This window comes from Paenibacillus sp. JCM 10914, assembly GCF_001315105.1.
In the GTDB taxonomy this organism is placed as follows: domain Bacteria; phylum Bacillota; class Bacilli; order Paenibacillales; family Paenibacillaceae; genus Paenibacillus_AQ.
The window spans coordinates 48,009-64,144 of record NZ_BAZR01000006.1 but is presented as its reverse complement, the minus strand read 5'-3'; the positions used below and the strand labels follow the sequence as shown (position 1 = coordinate 64,144).

The 16,136-nt window shown below is 50.5% G+C and carries 10 protein-coding genes and 4 pseudogenes; 5 read left to right on the top strand and 9 right to left on the bottom strand.

The features are described from left to right. Window positions 1–475: 475 nt before the first annotated feature. Window positions 476–703: a small, acid-soluble spore protein, alpha/beta type gene (locus tag JCM10914_RS09985; RefSeq protein ID WP_023960271.1), complete on the top strand. Its 228-nt coding sequence runs from the start codon at window positions 476–478 to the stop codon at window positions 701–703. Window positions 704–782: 79 nt separating this feature from the next. Here JCM10914_RS09985 and JCM10914_RS09980 read toward each other — a convergent pair. From JCM10914_RS09980 to JCM10914_RS09950, 7 genes and pseudogenes are all read right to left on the bottom strand, one after another. Next, window positions 783–1,591 (bottom strand): annotated as a pseudogene (locus JCM10914_RS09980) (MBL fold metallo-hydrolase). Window positions 1,592–1,596: 5 nt separating this feature from the next. After that, the gene (yycI, locus tag JCM10914_RS09975) at window positions 1,597–2,346 is read right to left on the bottom strand and encodes a two-component system regulatory protein YycI (protein ID WP_023960267.1); all 750 of its coding nucleotides are present in this window, start codon (window positions 2,344–2,346) and stop codon (window positions 1,597–1,599) included. 48 nt (window positions 2,347–2,394) lie between these two features. Further along, window positions 2,395–3,672 carry a YycH family regulatory protein gene (locus JCM10914_RS09970; protein ID WP_023960265.1) on the bottom strand — a complete coding sequence of 426 codons (1,278 nt, stop codon included), beginning with the start codon at window positions 3,670–3,672 and terminating at the stop codon, window positions 2,395–2,397. Continuing rightward, window positions 3,669–5,498, bottom strand: a complete 1,830-nt coding sequence (gene walK, locus JCM10914_RS09965; RefSeq protein WP_023960263.1) for a cell wall metabolism sensor histidine kinase WalK — start codon at window positions 5,496–5,498, stop codon at window positions 3,669–3,671. Before walK ends, JCM10914_RS09970 begins: the two co-directional genes overlap by 4 nt. After that, a pseudogene (yycF, locus tag JCM10914_RS09960) lies at window positions 5,498–6,228 on the bottom strand (response regulator YycF). Before yycF ends, walK begins: the two are co-directional and overlap by 1 nt. Before the next feature lie 198 nt (window positions 6,229–6,426). Further along, window positions 6,427–7,999: pseudogene (locus tag JCM10914_RS09955) on the bottom strand (peptidoglycan DD-metalloendopeptidase family protein). A gap of 272 nt (window positions 8,000–8,271) precedes the next feature. Further along, window positions 8,272–8,889, bottom strand: coding sequence for a hypothetical protein (locus tag JCM10914_RS09950; protein ID WP_023960255.1), 618 nt, complete (start codon window positions 8,887–8,889; stop codon window positions 8,272–8,274). Window positions 8,890–9,145: 256 nt separating this feature from the next. Between JCM10914_RS09950 and JCM10914_RS09945 the strand changes: the two genes are divergently transcribed. The 4 genes and pseudogenes from JCM10914_RS09945 (at window position 9,146) to JCM10914_RS09930 (ending at window position 13,107) form a co-directional block, all read left to right on the top strand. Then, entirely contained in the window at window positions 9,146–9,823 is a 678-nt protein-coding gene (locus tag JCM10914_RS09945) for a response regulator transcription factor (RefSeq protein ID WP_023960253.1), read from the top strand. Beyond that, entirely contained in the window at window positions 9,820–11,202 is a 1,383-nt protein-coding gene (locus JCM10914_RS09940; protein ID WP_023960251.1) for a cell wall metabolism sensor histidine kinase WalK, read from the top strand. The genes JCM10914_RS09945 and JCM10914_RS09940 overlap by 4 nt, the downstream gene beginning before the upstream one ends. Window positions 11,203–11,309: 107 nt before the next feature. Beyond that, window positions 11,310–12,409 (top strand): annotated as a pseudogene (locus JCM10914_RS09935) (ABC transporter permease). After that, window positions 12,409–13,107, top strand: a complete 699-nt coding sequence (locus JCM10914_RS09930; RefSeq protein WP_036717595.1) for an ABC transporter ATP-binding protein — start codon at window positions 12,409–12,411, stop codon at window positions 13,105–13,107. Before JCM10914_RS09935 ends, JCM10914_RS09930 begins: the two are co-directional and overlap by 1 nt. Window positions 13,108–13,184: 77 nt before the next feature. Here JCM10914_RS09930 and JCM10914_RS09925 read toward each other — a convergent pair whose 3' ends face one another. Together JCM10914_RS09925 and dnaB are read right to left on the bottom strand one after the other, a co-directional pair. Further along, window positions 13,185–14,474: an adenylosuccinate synthase gene (locus JCM10914_RS09925; protein WP_023960245.1), complete on the bottom strand. Its 1,290-nt coding sequence runs from the start codon at window positions 14,472–14,474 to the stop codon at window positions 13,185–13,187. Window positions 14,475–14,771: 297 nt separating this feature from the next. Continuing rightward, the gene (gene dnaB, locus JCM10914_RS09920) at window positions 14,772–16,136 is read right to left on the bottom strand and encodes a replicative DNA helicase (RefSeq protein WP_023960243.1); all 1,365 of its coding nucleotides are present in this window, start codon (window positions 16,134–16,136) and stop codon (window positions 14,772–14,774) included.

Here is a 16,136-nt window from a genome sequence, read left to right as displayed (position 1 = left end):
CATATAAAGATTGCCAAATTAATGGCATTATCGGCAGCGTGTACAAGGAGTATACTCTTTCACGATAAGTGTCACCTTTAGGTAATCATAGGTATTCCTTAATACGCGCTAAGGGGATTTAGGTTCCATTTTTACCAGCGATTTCGATCATCCTCCCTCATGAAGAATACATTACAAATGTGTTAATCTAATGGCAAAATCCTCAATTCTAGCCAGAGGGAAAATGCAGCACTCGCTGGCCCCACAACTCAATCCTATTTGGAGCAAAGGCAACTTATTCTTGAAGGACTACCCTCATCCAAAATACTTCTGTTACGCATGTCCGATCCTTGCATTTCCGGTTATAGCACCCGTATGGATAGCTTATCCACGCATGCCCATTCCACCCGTGGGAAATACTCATACAGGCATCTGAATCGAATTCAAGGAGGTTAGCCCCGTGGCAAGAAGATCAAGACGTCGCCGGAGCCCGGCAATGGAGCAATTTATGGTTCAAGTAATGCAAAATGAAGGCTATGCCGTAGACCCAAACCGGCAGCAGGACCTTAAATATGAAGTTGCCAAATCTCTCGGTGTCCCCCTTACACCTGGTGATAACAGTGATCTCACAACGGGTCAAGCAGGCAAGATTGGCGGTGCGATCGGTGGATCCATGGTTCGGGAGATGGTCCGTCTGGCGCAAGAAAGTTTAAGCAAGCAATAGTAAACGATAAAAAAAGCTGTCACCAAGTCGTATTCTCGCACTTGGTGACAGCTTTATTATGATCAATAATGGCTGATTTCTACTTCTTACTTCTGAGCTCGTCCCACGGTGTGGAGCGATCATAATACGTATCACACAATTTGAATTCGCTGTCCTTGAAGAAGCAGCCACGGTCTTCCATCGTATCGCGTACGGTCATCTTGGCTAGATCCATCATGTTATGATCCAGGCTAAGATGCGCGAGGTACGTTCGCTTCGTATCACCCGTCAACAATTCACTCAGCGCATCACCAGCCGAGTTGTTGGACAGATGACCCATATCACCAAGAATCCGCCGTTTCGTATTCCAAGGATATCGTCCCATACGCAACAGTTCGATATCATGGTTAGCTTCCAGCACCAGCACATCGGACCGATCCAGCGCCCGCTTCACTTTGTCGCTCACATAACCAAGATCCGTGGCCACGCCTAGCTTCTCGTCTCCATCATAGAAGCAATACCAACAGGTGCCGCAGCATCATGGGAAATCTCAAACGGTTCTACCCGCAGAGAGCCGAAATCCTTGACCTCATGACTCTCAAGCACAATTTGATTCTCCTCTGCGATCTTGCCAATGGAGCGGTTCATCGCTTCCCAGGTCTGTTCGTTGGCATATACCGGCAAATTATATTTGCGGGCAACCGCTCCAAGCCCCCGAATATGATCCGAGTGCTCGTGGGTAACTAGAATACCGTCAATCTCATCACCGGTCATTTCGCGTTCCCGTAGCAGCTCTTCAATCCGCCGTGCGCTGAGTCCCGCATCGATCAACAGGGTCGTGTTCTCATTTCGGACAATCGTAGCATTGCCCGTCGAGCCGCTCGACAGCACGGAAAATGATATCCCCATATGGATTACTCCTTTATCGTATCGCTTTTTGGTGTAAGAACATCCCCACTAATGCCTTGCACATAGATCATCTCGCCGCCATCCAGCGTAAATCGCCAGGTAGGCGCCGCAAGTTGGTCTTCCGTGTTAAACAACTGTCCATAATAGCCAAGCTGAATATCCCTTACGGCCGAGTCCGGTGGGATGAAATTCCGCTCAATCAAAGTCTCCAGTGCCTTGGAGGCTGATAAGACTTTCTGCTCCTCCGTATCCTCGGTCGGCATAATTTCAAATACGGGCTCGCGATAGGCGTTGATTTTCTGGGATTCATATATAAATTCCAGCTCCACATTGAATAGCGGCCATTCATTATTTATGAGTGGACGAAATACGAATGCGTTCTCTTTATCCGACTGCTGATCGTGCCGATATTCGCTGAGATTCGCAATCCTGCCCTCGAAGGCCGAACGCAACTCCTTCTCATCCGAATAAACCAGCTTCGAATCTACCGCTTCCTCCAGTTCCACCGGCTCTTTCTGTGCCTCGGCACTGTAGATATAGTTGATTTTGGGCAGCTGCGGCGTTTCGGTCGGAATCGGACTCAGCACCTGAATGCCGTTCTCCTCCATAATCTGCTGTGTGCTCTCCGCTAACGAGGTGAAATCAAGATTGGAGCCGGCCTGCTCCCGATAATCCATCCAGAGCTGGTATCCCAGTACCAGATTCAAGAGCAAAAATGCGTAAATCAGTACATTTTTTGCACGGCTCCAATCCATGACTCTTTCCTCCTTCGCTTATGGTTGATGTTGATAAACACCATTCTATTATTCCACTGTGACGATGGCCCCGTTATGAAGCTCAACCGCCCAGACGGGCTTCAATAACAGCCCTTGCTCCGTAATGACGGGTAAATAAACCGGGTCCAGCCCGCGGATAGCACCGTCTTCAGCATAAAGCGCCAGCTTCGCTTCCAGCTCTTCGCCGCCCGTCAGTTTCATCATCTGCTTCTCCATCGCTGCCGACTCCAGGTACAACAGCGAACGCTCATATGAGGTGACCGTACCTTTTTGCAGATCCAGCTCCATTACGCCATATTGGAAGCCTGGCGTATTCAAGATCGGAAATCCCCCGTAATACTGCTGGAATCTCACTAACGTTCGATCCTCTGATTCATCCGCCCGGCTTAAACCATAGGTACCATTCCAACCGCCGTGCTGATTTACGAAGTCGATGGCGGACAATACGTCCTTGCCAGGGTTGCTCTCACCCGATGGCGGGGCCGCCGGATCGGTGTAGCTGATCCAATTCTGCCCCTGGTCCACCTGCAGGCTGCGCTTGCTGTCCGTATATATCTCGGAACCGTCTTTTTCCCGAATATTGCGTGTAATGCTCGGATCAAAGAACAAGCTGCGCTGCATCTGCTCCGTTGTATAGATTCCAATAGGCAGCTCAACGCTAATCATATTGAGTTCATTCTCAGGAACATAATAACGGCCTTCCACCATCTTATATGGCATCCAATTAAGCCCGAAATCAACCAATTGGTCTACGTCCTGTACCGTTAAGTCAGCCTGGGCGGCTTCGTAGACGACATCACCTTCCGTACTGAAGAACATGACATGAACTTTCGATTCGCCCTCTATACTATAAAACCATATCTTATCGATTCGTTCCCCTTCGAACAGACTGTCAGGCACAATCTGCATGATCCGCTGCAGCAGCGTAACCGGAATCCCCGATTGGAAGCTAAGCTCAATGCCCCGATTCTCCGCCCGAATCTTATTCCAATCAATGTTAGCTACCATTCGGCGTTGAAAATTGTCAAAGGTACGTCCTTTGAGACGATTGAAGACCAGATTGTAGAACGTATCATTCGGATAGAAAACGGTGTGCTGATCCTCTCCAAGATGGATGACCATCTTATCCGGAAAGAACAAGTTATCTGCTCTCTCCTCCGGCCCCATCTCCTCGGTTCGTATGTAGGAGTCCTTGGATTGGACCACCGAATCGCTGCCTGGAAAACGGAAGAGAAGGACATAACTTTGCAGCAAGCTGCTCACGACAAGCACGAGCAATGTGAACGTTTTGAGACGCTCCTTCATGCGGTTGTCCTCCCTTCATCGTCCAAGGGTAAGGTGAAGGTGACGACCGTACCTTTTTCCAGCTCAGACTGCAGGGTGATGGAACCTCCGTGCGCACGTACGATTTCCCGGGCAATGGAAAGCCCCAGTCCCGTTCCGCCCAAATTCCTTGTCCTTGCTTTATCTACCCGGTAGAAACGCTCAAATATGCGGTCCAAATCCTTCTTCGGAATTCCGATACCACTATCTTTGACAACCAGGGATAGCATACCGTCCTCCGTCATAGCCGCTTCCATCGCAATCGTGCCTCCATCTTGCGTATACTTCAGCGCGTTGGAGATCAGATTATCCAGTACCTGATCAATGCCGTCGCGATCCAGCATCGCCGTGGATACACCTGACTTGACCTCAATAATGGTACGGATATGCTTCTGCTTCATTTGGAAGGAGAAGCGGTCCTCGACATCCTCCAGCATCTCCACGATGTCTGTCGGTTCCTTATGCAGAGCGGCTTCACGGGAGTCCAGTCTAGAAAGATGCAGCAGATCGGTAACGAGCCGGATCATCCGCCCCGTCTCATTCTGAATGACGCCCACGAACCGTGGACCCATCTGTTTGTCCTCCAGCGCCCCGTCTTCCAACGCCTCCGTATAGCTCTTGATTGTTGTGAGAGGTGTGCGAAGCTCGTGCGACACGTTCGCCACGAACTCCCGTCGCGAGGCGTCCAGCTTCTCTTGCTCCGTGACATCCTGCAGTACCGCAATTGTACCCGTGATCCCAATCTCTCTTCGATGAATCGGCGTGAAGGTTACCCTTACCATGAATGGATCGCCACCCTCACGTGGCACAATCTCGAGCAGTTTGGCGTCGGTTCCCTCCCCACGAGCTAACGCTTCGGACTCCGCATGTTCCATGCCGAGCAAGGACCCGATATCGCGTCCTGCCAGCTCTTCTCCTTCTACGCCAAGCATCTCCCCGGCACGCCGGTTCATCAGAATGACGCGTCCCGCTTCATCCGTAGCAATCACACCATCACTCATATTCGTTAGGATGGAAGCGAGCTTCTCCTTCTCCTCCTCATTCTGAGCGAGTGCTTCTCGGAGCCGACTGGTCATATAATTAAAAGCCTGGCTTAATTGCCCAATCTCGTCACTGCCAAAGACCGGTGTCTTCTCCGTGAAGCGGCCATCGGCCACTGCGCGCGCATGCTTGGTCAGTTCCTTGATCGGATGCGTGATCGTATGGGACAGAATAACGCCCAGCACCGCGGTCAATCCCAGCGCCAAGAGTATCCCGGATATGAAAATATTGTTAATCCGCTGCATCGTGCTATACAGCTCACTCATGCTGGCTACGATATAAATCGCACCGACGATCTTCTCGTTGTACATCACCGGCTTGGCCACGACCTTCTTACGAACATTGTCATCATCGATGATATATTCCTCATTGTCCTGTATGCCCTGCAAAGCGCGGCTAACGACCGTCTGAGTATTCTTCGTGCCAACATAATCGGCATGGGACGGAAGTGAAGTCGTCCGCACTCGTCCTGTGGAATCCAGCACTTGAATCTCGGCACCGTTCAGACTGAACAGGTTGTTCACCATAATTCGCAGACTTTCGTCCGGATCTTCCTCCGTGTCATTCTCTCCACCGAGCGTCTTGGCAGCCAACACGGACATCAGCTCGGCCCGCTCTTGCAGATCCTTCGTAAAGTTGCTCGTGAGCGAGTTCTTCATCGCACTGACAAAATACACCCCGATCAGCTGCATCGCGATCAAGATCAGCAGCACATAAATAATGATGACCTTCGCCTGAATAGTACGGAAGAAGGACAGCCACTGCATTACAGGCCCCCGTTTTTCGCGCTGCGCATCAGGTAGCCCAGGCCACGCCGAGTCAGAATATATTCCGGCTTACTCGGATTCTCTTCAATCTTCTCACGCAATCGACGGATCGTCACATCCACCGTGCGCACATCGCCAAAGTATTCGAATCCCCATACAGCCTGCAATAAATGCTCGCGGGTCATTACTTTGCCGGCATTGCGCGCCAAATAATAGACCAGCTCGTATTCACGATGCGTGAGGTCCAGTGCTTCTCCGCCTTTATACACCATATACATGTCCGTATCGATAAACAGATCGAACAGCCTCAGGCCTTGTCCGTCTGTATTTGTGCCGTCTGTGTTATTTACCGAGCTGTCGGGCTTCTGCTGTCTACGCATTTGTGCCTTCACGCGTGCCAACAATTCCCTGGTACTGAAAGGCTTCGTCACATAATCGTCCGCGCCGAGTTCAAGCCCGAGTACCTTATCGATCTCTCCGTCCTTCGCCGTCAGCATGATGATCGGGATTTGCAGTTTGGCTGCGCGCACATCACGCATACGTCCATTCCGTCCTTGCCGGGCAGCATCAAATCGAGCAGCATCAGATCCGGACGCTTCGCCAGAGCAATCTCTACCGCACTGATACCGTCAAAAGCACAGATGACCTCATAGCCCTCTTTCTCCAAATTAAACTTTAAAATATCGGCGATGGGCTGTTCGTCATCCACCACCAGAATGGTTCCCTGCATCTTCCTTCTCACCTCATACCTTCACTTGAACGGTCTTTCTCCCATTTTACCACACCTGATGCCAAGTACATACCCACCGCCACACCGCTTGATGACGCAAAGATGGCCGCTCCCGTTAAGGAGCGGCCATCTTCACTATTATGATATATGAACCAATAATGGCTTATGTCGCATTGGTTTACCTAGTATAACACACAACTACAGATATTTCATCGGATTTTGCGCAACTCCATTTTTGCACTTCGAAGTGCAGATGGACTCCGGTCGAACGACCCGTGCTGCCCATGACGCCGACTTTGGATCCTTGGCTTACCGATTGTCCGTTGCTCACGGAAATCTTGCTCATATGCCCGTATAAGGTGCGATATCCGTTGCCATGGTCGATAATGACTACCTTGCCGTATCCATTCTGTTGACCGGCAAATACAACGCGGCCAGCGGCCGATGCTTTAATCGTGCTGCCCCCTACCAGATCGATCCCTTCGTGGCTGCGCCCCCAACGATGCCCGAAGGTGCTGGTTACACGCGCCCCACTGACAGGCCAAGCAAATTGGCTACTGCTGGAAGAGGTTGAAGCCGTCACTTTCGGTGCAGCTTTACGCGCTACCTTCGTTCCTTTATACACAACCTCAGGCAGAGACTCTTGAATAACTTCTTGTCCAGTCCACTGTTTCGAAATAACTTGACCATTCTCTTTCGTTACAACATAACTTACGGTCTTGACGCCATCGCGGCCCGGCCTGACGACCTTGCGCTTACCCAAAGGCAGCTCATCGCTCTTACGAACGATCGTCTCCGCTTTGCTCGGCTGCTTCTCCTCCACCGTCTCGACGGTTCGGACCGTCAGGGGAGCTTCTGGCTTCGTAACCTGGAGCTCCGACCCGATCTGGACATATTTTTCCTCCAGCTCGGGGTTAAGTGCCGTAACATCCGCAGAGGTCATGCCGAATCGCTGAGCAATGGAAGAGATCGTGTCTCCGGACTGGACCGTATACACAACGGGCTTATCCTTCGTGCCCGTAAGCAGCGCAACGGCTTCCTCCACGCCAAGCACGCGGTTCGGGTCAGCCTTCGTATTCGCCAGCGAAATGTTTTCCTTAATCTGAACAGAAGCAGACGAGTCTTCCTGTTCCTTCCCTTGGTCCGAGGCCGAAGCAGAGACTTGGGTGAAAGCGACCTTCTGCATTTTCTCTTGTTGTATTTCAATGCCAGCTGGTGCATATTTTAACTTCGCAGCCGCTACCGCTTCTTTGGCGGTCTGCTTGTCCTTCACGATCGCCACGGTCTCGTCATTCACCTTCAGTTCGACGCCTCGGGCATAAGCTTTCAGCATGCCATCCAGCTTCTGCAGTGTCTCTTCACTGTCTACATCCGGCTTATAGGTGCGATCTGCTTTTGTCGTGATTCCATCCGTATGCAATACCATATAAACATCCGGGTACTTCTCTTGATACGACCTTTGCTTATCTGCAAACAATTGGTCCAGCTCGGCATCATCCTGAATCGCGCCGATCACTTCGCCATTAACATATACATGATAGAACGGAAGCGTATTAGCATTCACATAAGCTTTACTGCCCGTATATACCGAACCCGCTAGGAGTACTGCCCCTGCCGAAATCCATATCCATCTACGCGGTGACTTCCACCCTCGCTTCTCCGGTACAGTCGACATGGCTGACTCTGTGTCTGTGTTGTTGTGGTCGGAACGGTTCGTCTCTTGTTTCCGCAAGACACGCTCGATCCAACGTATTCCCTTGAAACCTTTCATGTCTCTCTCCTTTAAGCCGTTGTGCGTATGTAAGATATATCTCTATCTGACATCCTGACATAGCCTTGAATATGACATCACTTGTCAAAAGGTATCAAAATTTTAACCTTTTCGATCTTCGTCTACTTTAACATAGCCATTACAATCATTTCAAGTATACGAGAACAGCGAAAAACCCGCGCCACGCACGGGTTTGATCATTTTTCCCAATTATTTTCAAATCAACTTAAGTGACAAAACAGTGACATTTGCCGACCTTGTCCGCGCTGGCTTTATTCCTTCAACATTGTAATCAGCTTATCAAATTCATCCGGATTCAAGTAATTGGATATCCCTTGCTCAATCTCTGCCAGCTCCGCTGCGGTAAGACCGTCTTCCATCGCCTCCGATATCTTCTGCATCTCGGTCTGGGGGAGCTTGTTCATCAATATCGTGAAGATTTCCTCCTTGTCCTCCAGAGACAAGCTTCCTTTTCGATCTACGATATCGCTTGGTGTCATCACGATCGCTTGATCCTCTAGCGAAGCACCCTCCGAATCATCCGTGTTCACACTTCCCATTACCGGCAACGAGTCATCCGGCGGTTCCGATGGACTAGACTTCTCCTCAGCCCCTTGAGGCGAATTCGCTTCATCTTCCGTAGTTACATCCCTCAGCGGCTTCGAGTCAAGTCCCTCTGGTGGATTGGCTTCTGTATCCGGCGCATTTCCCATGCCAAACATCGATTTCATAATCCCACCTACGCCCATTTGCGTCTCCAACTGAATATTAAAACTGGCTAGAATGGACTGGATATACGCATTCACCACAACGCCTGTGGTTACGATTGTCAACGTACTCACGAGTACCGCTGTCAGACTGATCTTGAGCAGCGATTTCATCAGCTTCATCGTGCCGCTCCTCCTTCCTCATGCATGCTTTGAAATGACATGATCATGATGCTTTCTCCTTCCAGTATTGACGCCTCGTGATCGCTTCAACCTCGCTTGATCCATTTTTCTACCGATTTTTAATATTTTCATGAATATGTTGCGAATCGGCCACACTAGGCTCGAACCGAATAAAGACTGTCGACCGCTAGGGTCTATGTATGATACATATATAATCATCTATAACGCTCTGTCCAAAGGAGGCCTATTCTAGCATATGATTCATATCTTAATCGCCGATGATGACGCCCATATCCGGGAACTGCTGCAATATCATCTCCAGACCGAAGGCTTTACGGTGTACACCGCTTCAGACGGCATGCAGGCTTCTACCTGTCTGGCGCGTGAACAGATACATTTAGCCGTGGTAGATGTGATGATGCCTAATAAAGACGGTTATCAGTTATGTGAAGAAATACGACGATATTACGATGTTCCTGTGATTATGCTGACTGCCAAGGATCAACTCGTTGACAAGGAAAGAGGGTTTGCCGTAGGCACAGACGACTATCTCACCAAGCCTTTTGAGCCCAAAGAGCTGTTGTTCCGAATCAAAGCGCTGCTGCGCCGTTATCAGATGGTCAGTGCCGATAAAATTCATCTGAACGAAACGACCATCGATCGCAAAAGTTATGAAGTACTTGGTCACGGCAAGGTGCTCATGCTGCCGATGAAGGAATTTGAGTTGCTCTCACAGCTAGCCAGCTATCCGGATCGCACCTTCTCCAGGGAGGAATTGATACAGCTGATCTGGGGCTCCGATTTCGACGGAGATGATCGAACCGTGGACGTGCATATTAAGCGACTTCGGGAACGATTCGCCGATCGCAGTGGGGATTTTCAGATCCGTACCATTCGGGGTGTCGGGTACAAATTGGAGGCGGCTTCGCTGTGAGAACCCTTTACTCCCGCATCGTCATTACGACGATCGCCATTATGGTCATTAGCAGCGTGATCGCCTTTGTGATCTCCAATATGTATTATCACTTTAGCCTGAAGCCCTTCAATGACGAGAAGGTCACGACGATGGCCACAGATATCGGCAACTTTTACACCACGCATCCCGGTATGGATCTTCATGAATATCTCGATCATGTTGGACAACTGGGATATCAATTCTATCTCATCAACGACGCCGGCAAAGAATGGATGTATGGCGGTATTTTTCGCGAGCGCGACCTGTCCTCAGACATAGTGCGGGAAGTGCTGGACGGCACGATCTATCACGGAATTGCTTCGGTTCCACCGAAGCTGTTCATCACGGGTTTCTTCGACAATGTGTTGAGTAACTCCATCGGAATCCCGCTTCAGGTAGAAGGGACAAATCACGCCCTGTTCATGCGGCCTGATATCACCGTCCAGTTCGGCGAAATGCGAATATTCTTCACCATTATTATGGCCATCTCCATCCTGCTCAGCATTCTGCTGGTGGGGATTATTACGCGCTATATCGTGAAACCGATCGTGAAATTAACGGAAGCCACCCAAAGTGTCGCGCGTGGGCGTTATCAGGTAGATCTCGATATTACAAGACGTGATGAGATTGGGCAGCTGGCCGACCATTTTTCCCAAATGACGAAGGGATTAGAACAATTGGAGCAGATGCGACAAGAGTTTGTATCGAATGTATCGCATGAGATTCAGTCCCCGCTCGCTTCCATCCAGGGCTTCTCCCAGACCTTGCAGTCCCAGCAACTGAGTGAGGAACAACAACAGCACTATCTGTCCATTATCGAGGCGGAGAGCCGCCGCATGTCAGGACTTAGCAAACAGCTGCTGATGCTCGCCTCGCTGGATAAAGAAGAGAACATTCTGGAGAAGACGACATTCGATGTGGCTGATCAGATCAAGCAAGTGCTCTTGCATACGGAATGGAGCTGGCGCAGCAAGGACCTGACGATCGATATGTCTCTGCCGTCGACCTACATCTATGGCGACCAGCATCTGCTCCATCAGGTATGGACCAATCTGATCACCAACAGCATTAAGTATACCGAGGCGGAGGGCGTGATCTCGCTGAGAATCACCACAACGGATATGCAGCAATGCTGCATCGAAGTTTCCGATACCGGGATTGGGATATCCCAAGCGCATTTGCCGCTTATCTTTAATCGGTTCTACCGGGTAGATCCAGCCAGAGACCGCTCAGAGGGCAGCAGTGGACTTGGACTTTCCATTACGGAGAAAATCGTGAAGCTGCACGGGGGCCGGATTGAGGTGCGCAGCCAAACCGGACAAGGGACAACCTTCCGCGTGTTCCTGCCTATTCTGTAGCCCCTCACGTTACGTTCATGCTCTGTTCATATTCCATTCCTATACTGATCCTGTGTACACGAATCACATGTGGGATACAACGCGATACAGGAATGGAGATGAGGAACATGTTTCTTGCATTACGCGAACTTCAACATGCAAAGCTGCGCTACCTGCTGATCGGCTTCATCATGATGCTGATTGCCTGGCTGGTGCTGTTTGTAACCGGACTGGCTCAAGGTCTCTCGTCAGACAACGCTTCTTCCATTCAGAATATGAAGGCCGATTATCTCGTACTGCAAGCAGAATCGGAGCACCGGATTAATCGGTCGATCCTGACAGAGGAAGTATGGCACGACGTATCGGGACATCCCGGCGTAGAACAAGCCACTCCGCTTGGTGTCCATATGAATACCTTGACTCAGGAAGGTTCGACTGCCAAGTTTGATGCTGCTTTTTTTGCAATCGATATGAATAGTATGCTCGCCCCTCCGGTCGTGGAAGGAACGATGATCGATAACGATCATCGTGAGCAAGCGATGGTCGATCGTTCCCTGAAGGATGCGGGTTTGCGCCTAGGTGACCGGGTTGTGGATCAAGCGACCGGGGCTGCATTCACCATACAAGCTTTTACGGGCGGGCAATCCTTCAGTCACGCACCGGTGATCCATATTAATTTTGAGGGATGGAAGGCGCTACAGCCAGGCGGAGCACAACAAGGCAACGTGTGGAATGCTATTGCTCTTACCGGTAAATCTGATACCATCATGACCTTGGCACAAGAAATTGACGGAATTGAGATCATGACGACAAACGAAGCCTTACAAGGGATTCCTGGCTTTAAGGAAGAACAGGGCTCTTTAACCATGATGATCGTGTTTCTGTTCATCATTGCGGCATTTGTGCTTGCGGTATTCTTTTACGTCATTACCATTCAAAAAGTCAATCAGTTCGGCGTGCTCAAGGCCATTGGCGCAGGTACAGGCTATCTGGTTCGTAGCATGATAGTCCAAGTGCTACTGTTAACCCTGACCACCTTGCGATCAGCATTGGGCTGACTTACGGCGTATCGTTCCTGTTAGCAGGAGTCGTTCCTTTTACGCTCACGCCATCGGTCGTGCTGCTTTGTTCATTGTTATTCTTGGCGGTATCTCTGCTCGGGTCGTTGTTGTCGCTCTATCGGGTCATGAAGATCGATGCCATCGAAGCAATTGGGAGGGCTGCATGATGAAGACATCCAAATTATTAATCGATCAAGTCAGCAAGAAGTTCGGGGATGGTGATATGTCCGTCCAGGTGCTCAGCAACATTTCCCTGGAAATTAAAAGCGGCGAATTCGTAGCGGTCGTAGGCCCTTCCGGATCGGGCAAAAGCACGTTTCTCTCGATTGCAGGTGCCCTGCTCACACCAACGAGCGGACGCATCTGGATGGGGGAACAGGAGGTGACGAAATTGTCCGCCAAAAAAATGAACGCCCTGCGCCTCAACCATATCGGATTTGTATTTCAGTCTGCGAATCTCATCCCTTATCTAACCGTCAGGGATCAACTGCTGCTCATCGCCAAGCTTGCAGGACAGCATGGGAATGAGCCAAAGCTACGTGCGAACAACCTGCTGCAACGGCTCGGCCTCACTCACCGAAGACACTACTATCCTGAGAGTCTCTCCGGCGGTGAGCGCCAGCGCGTAGCTATCGCCAGGGCATGGATGAACGATCCGGAGCTCATTCTCACGGACGAGCCTACGGCCAGCCTGGACTCCGAGCGTGGCCGAACCGTTGTTCAGATGCTGGCGGATGAGGTGAAGCTCCGTCAAAAAGCCGCGATCATGGTCACGCATGACAAGCGCATGCTGGATCTGTGCGATCGCATTATTTATATCGAAGACGGGAAGATATCCGAACAGCCGAAGCCGATCCTATTGTAAATGGCAACGCTGGACACACAAAGAGCGGCAATCCAATCTGTATCAACAGAGGGATTGCCGCTCTTCTTTAAGTCATGTTATTTCTCATAGATCGGAAGCACTTGATTTGTCTGTTCCCGGTTGCGGCCTACGGAGAAGATGGCGATCGGAATCCCCGTCAACTCGGACACACGCTCAACGTAACGACGCGTATTCTCCGGCAGTTCCTCGAGCGTCTTCGCGCCTGTGATATCTTCGCTCCAGCCTGGCATCTCTTCATAAATCGCTTCGCATTCTGCCAGCATCTTCAGACTCGCAGGATAGTGCGTGATCTCTTCGCCGCGGAATTTATATGCGGTACAGATCTTCACGGTCTCAAGGCCACTCAGTACGTCAAGCGAGTTCAGCGACAAACCGGTAATTCCGCTCACCCGGCGCGCATGTCGTACCACGACGCTATCGAACCAGCCTACACGGCGGGCACGGCCGGTAACCGTACCATACTCATGTCCTTTTTCGCGGATATAATCTCCGATCTCATTGTTCAGCTCGGTTGGGAATGGACCATCGCCCACGCGAGTCGTGTACGATTTGGCCACGCCAATCACCTGCTGAATTTTGGACGGACCGACACCGGACCCGATGCAAACACCACCAGCTGACGGGTTCGAGGACGTTACGAACGGATACGTACCTTGGTCAATATCCAGCATGACGCCTTGCGCGCCTTCGAACAACACTTTCTGGTTCTCATCAATCGCATCGTTTAGCACGACGGACGTATCCCGAACGTAAGGGCGGATGAACTCAGCGTATTCCAGATACTGTGTCAGAATCTCTTCAACATCCAGTTCCTCCCCGCCATATACCTGCGTGATCACGACATTCTTTTCTTGCACCATTTGACGCAGTCTCAGTTCAAACTCCTCAGCATCCATCAGGTCTGAGATCCGGATACCGTTACGTGCCGCTTTGTCCATATAACAAGGGCCGATCCCTTTGCGTGTCGTGCCGATTTTGTTCGGACCTTTGCGATCTTCTTCCAGAGCGTCAAGGACCATATGGTATGGCATGATGACATGTGCGCGATCGCTAATGACCAGATTATCTGTGCTGAATCCGTTATCGTGAATGTAATTTATCTCTTCTATAAGTGCAGCCGGGTTTACGACCATACCGTTCCCGATGACACATGTTTTATCTTTATAAAAGACTCCGGATGGAATCAAGCTCAGCTTGAATTTTTTACCGTCAATCAGAATGGTGTGGCCAGCATTGTTGCCGCCTTGGTAACGGGCTACCACGTCAGCGCTCTCCGCCAAATAATCCGTGATCTTCCCTTTCCCTTCGTCTCCCCATTGTGTCCCCACAACGACTACCGTTGACATATTCATTCCTCCGCTCGGGCTGTGATACCCCTAATATTTCAAGAAACACCGATAAAATCAACTTTCATATCTAACATGTATGATGACCTCACTGCATTAAAGCAGCAATATCAGTGTAACAGCCCGCTTTTTCAAAGTCAAATATAAAAACGAACAATCATACACAGCAATGTATGATTGTTCGGAATTAGGACAAGAATATGAGGTTGTTGCCCTTTATGTCGAGGATTGAATGAACAATCACGATAACTGACAGTAGAGGGCAGGTATACTATCGATCATTCCCTATACACAGCGCTATCCGGCGGCAAACGCATCCGCATGCGTCCGCTCATAGTTCACGAATTTATTGAAATTCTTGAGAAAGACGAGTTCCACTGTGCCTACCGGCCCGTTACGCTGTTTCGCGATAATGATCTCGATAATATTCTTCTTCTCCGTCTCCTGATTATAATAATCGTCACGGTACAAGAAGGCTACGATATCCGCATCCTGCTCGATGGACCCCGATTCCCGCAGGTCACTCATCATCGGACGCTTGTCCTGCCGCTGCTCGACGCCCCGGCTCAACTGAGATAGTGCGATAACCGGAACCTCCAGCTCCCTGGCAATCTGCTTCAGCGTTCTGGATATTTCGGATACTTCCTGCTGCCGGTTCTCGCCAGCCTTGCCACGTCCGTGAATGAGCTGCAGGTAATCGATCAGAATCATCCCCAGCCCCTTCTCTTTCTTGAGTCGGCGGCACTTCGCGCGAATATCGGCAACGGTCACACCCGGTGTATCGTCAATGTAGATTTCCGCTTCGGACAAAGCGGCGATGCCCATCGTCAGCTTGGACCAATCCTCATCGCCCTTGAAATCACCGTTACGCATCACGCCTGCGTCCAAGTTAGCCTCTGCACAGATCATCCGCTGAACAAGCTGCGGTGCTGACATCTCCAGACTGAAGATGGCCACCGTCTCTTTAGCTCTTATCGCCACATTCTGAGCGATATTCAGAGCGAACGCCGTCTTACCAACCGAAGGACGAGCAGCCACGATGATGAGGTCGTTACGTTGGAATCCGCTTGTCATTTTATCCAGATCCGCGAAGCCAGACGGTATACCTGTCGTGTTGCCCCGGTTCTGATGGAGCACCTCAACCTTCTCGAACACCTCCATCAGGACATCCCGAATGGCGATAAATCCGCTGCCTGTGCGGCGGTTTGATATTTCAAGGATTCGACGCTCCGCTTCGCTTAGCATGCCGGATACGTCCTCGCCGCCGGTATATCCTTCGCTAACGATCTGAGTGGCCGTGCGTATCAAGCGCCGGAGCATCGACTTCTCTTCAATGATCTGGGCGTAATAATCAACATTGGCTGCCGTCGGAACCGCGTGTGCCAACTTCGCTAAATAACTGACACCGCCTATCTCCTCCAGCTGTCCTTTATCCTGAAGCAGAGAAGTGAGGGTCACCAGATCGATCGGTTGATTGCCTTCTCCAAGCTGCACCATCACTTCATAAATGATCTGATGCGTCTTGTCATAGAAGTCCTCGGACTGTACCCGCTCCATCGCCGTGATCAGCGCTTCACTATGCAGCAGAATGGCACCAAGCACTGCCTGCTCTGCCTCCAGATTCTGAGGGGGGACCCGATCGAAATAGAGTTCTCCTCCCAT

Coding starts and splice junctions, on each gene's coding strand:
- yycI (WP_023960267.1), bottom strand. CDS start 2,346: ATGGATTGGAGCCGTGCAAAAAATGTACTGATTTACGCATTTTTGCTC.
- JCM10914_RS09925 (WP_023960245.1), bottom strand. CDS start 14,474: ATGTCAACGGTAGTCGTTGTGGGGACACAATGGGGAGACGAAGGGAAA.
- JCM10914_RS09930 (WP_036717595.1), top strand. CDS start 12,409: ATGAAGACATCCAAATTATTAATCGATCAAGTCAGCAAGAAGTTCGGG.
- dnaB (WP_023960243.1), bottom strand. CDS start 16,136: ATGGGAGGAGAACTCTATTTCGATCGGGTCCCCCCTCAGAATCTGGAG.
- JCM10914_RS09985 (WP_023960271.1), top strand. CDS start 476: ATGGAGCAATTTATGGTTCAAGTAATGCAAAATGAAGGCTATGCCGTA.
- JCM10914_RS09950 (WP_023960255.1), bottom strand. CDS start 8,889: ATGAAGCTGATGAAATCGCTGCTCAAGATCAGTCTGACAGCGGTACTC.
- JCM10914_RS09970 (WP_023960265.1), bottom strand. CDS start 3,672: ATGAAGGAGCGTCTCAAAACGTTCACATTGCTCGTGCTTGTCGTGAGC.
- walK (WP_023960263.1), bottom strand. CDS start 5,498: ATGCAGTGGCTGTCCTTCTTCCGTACTATTCAGGCGAAGGTCATCATT.
- JCM10914_RS09945 (WP_023960253.1), top strand. CDS start 9,146: ATGATTCATATCTTAATCGCCGATGATGACGCCCATATCCGGGAACTG.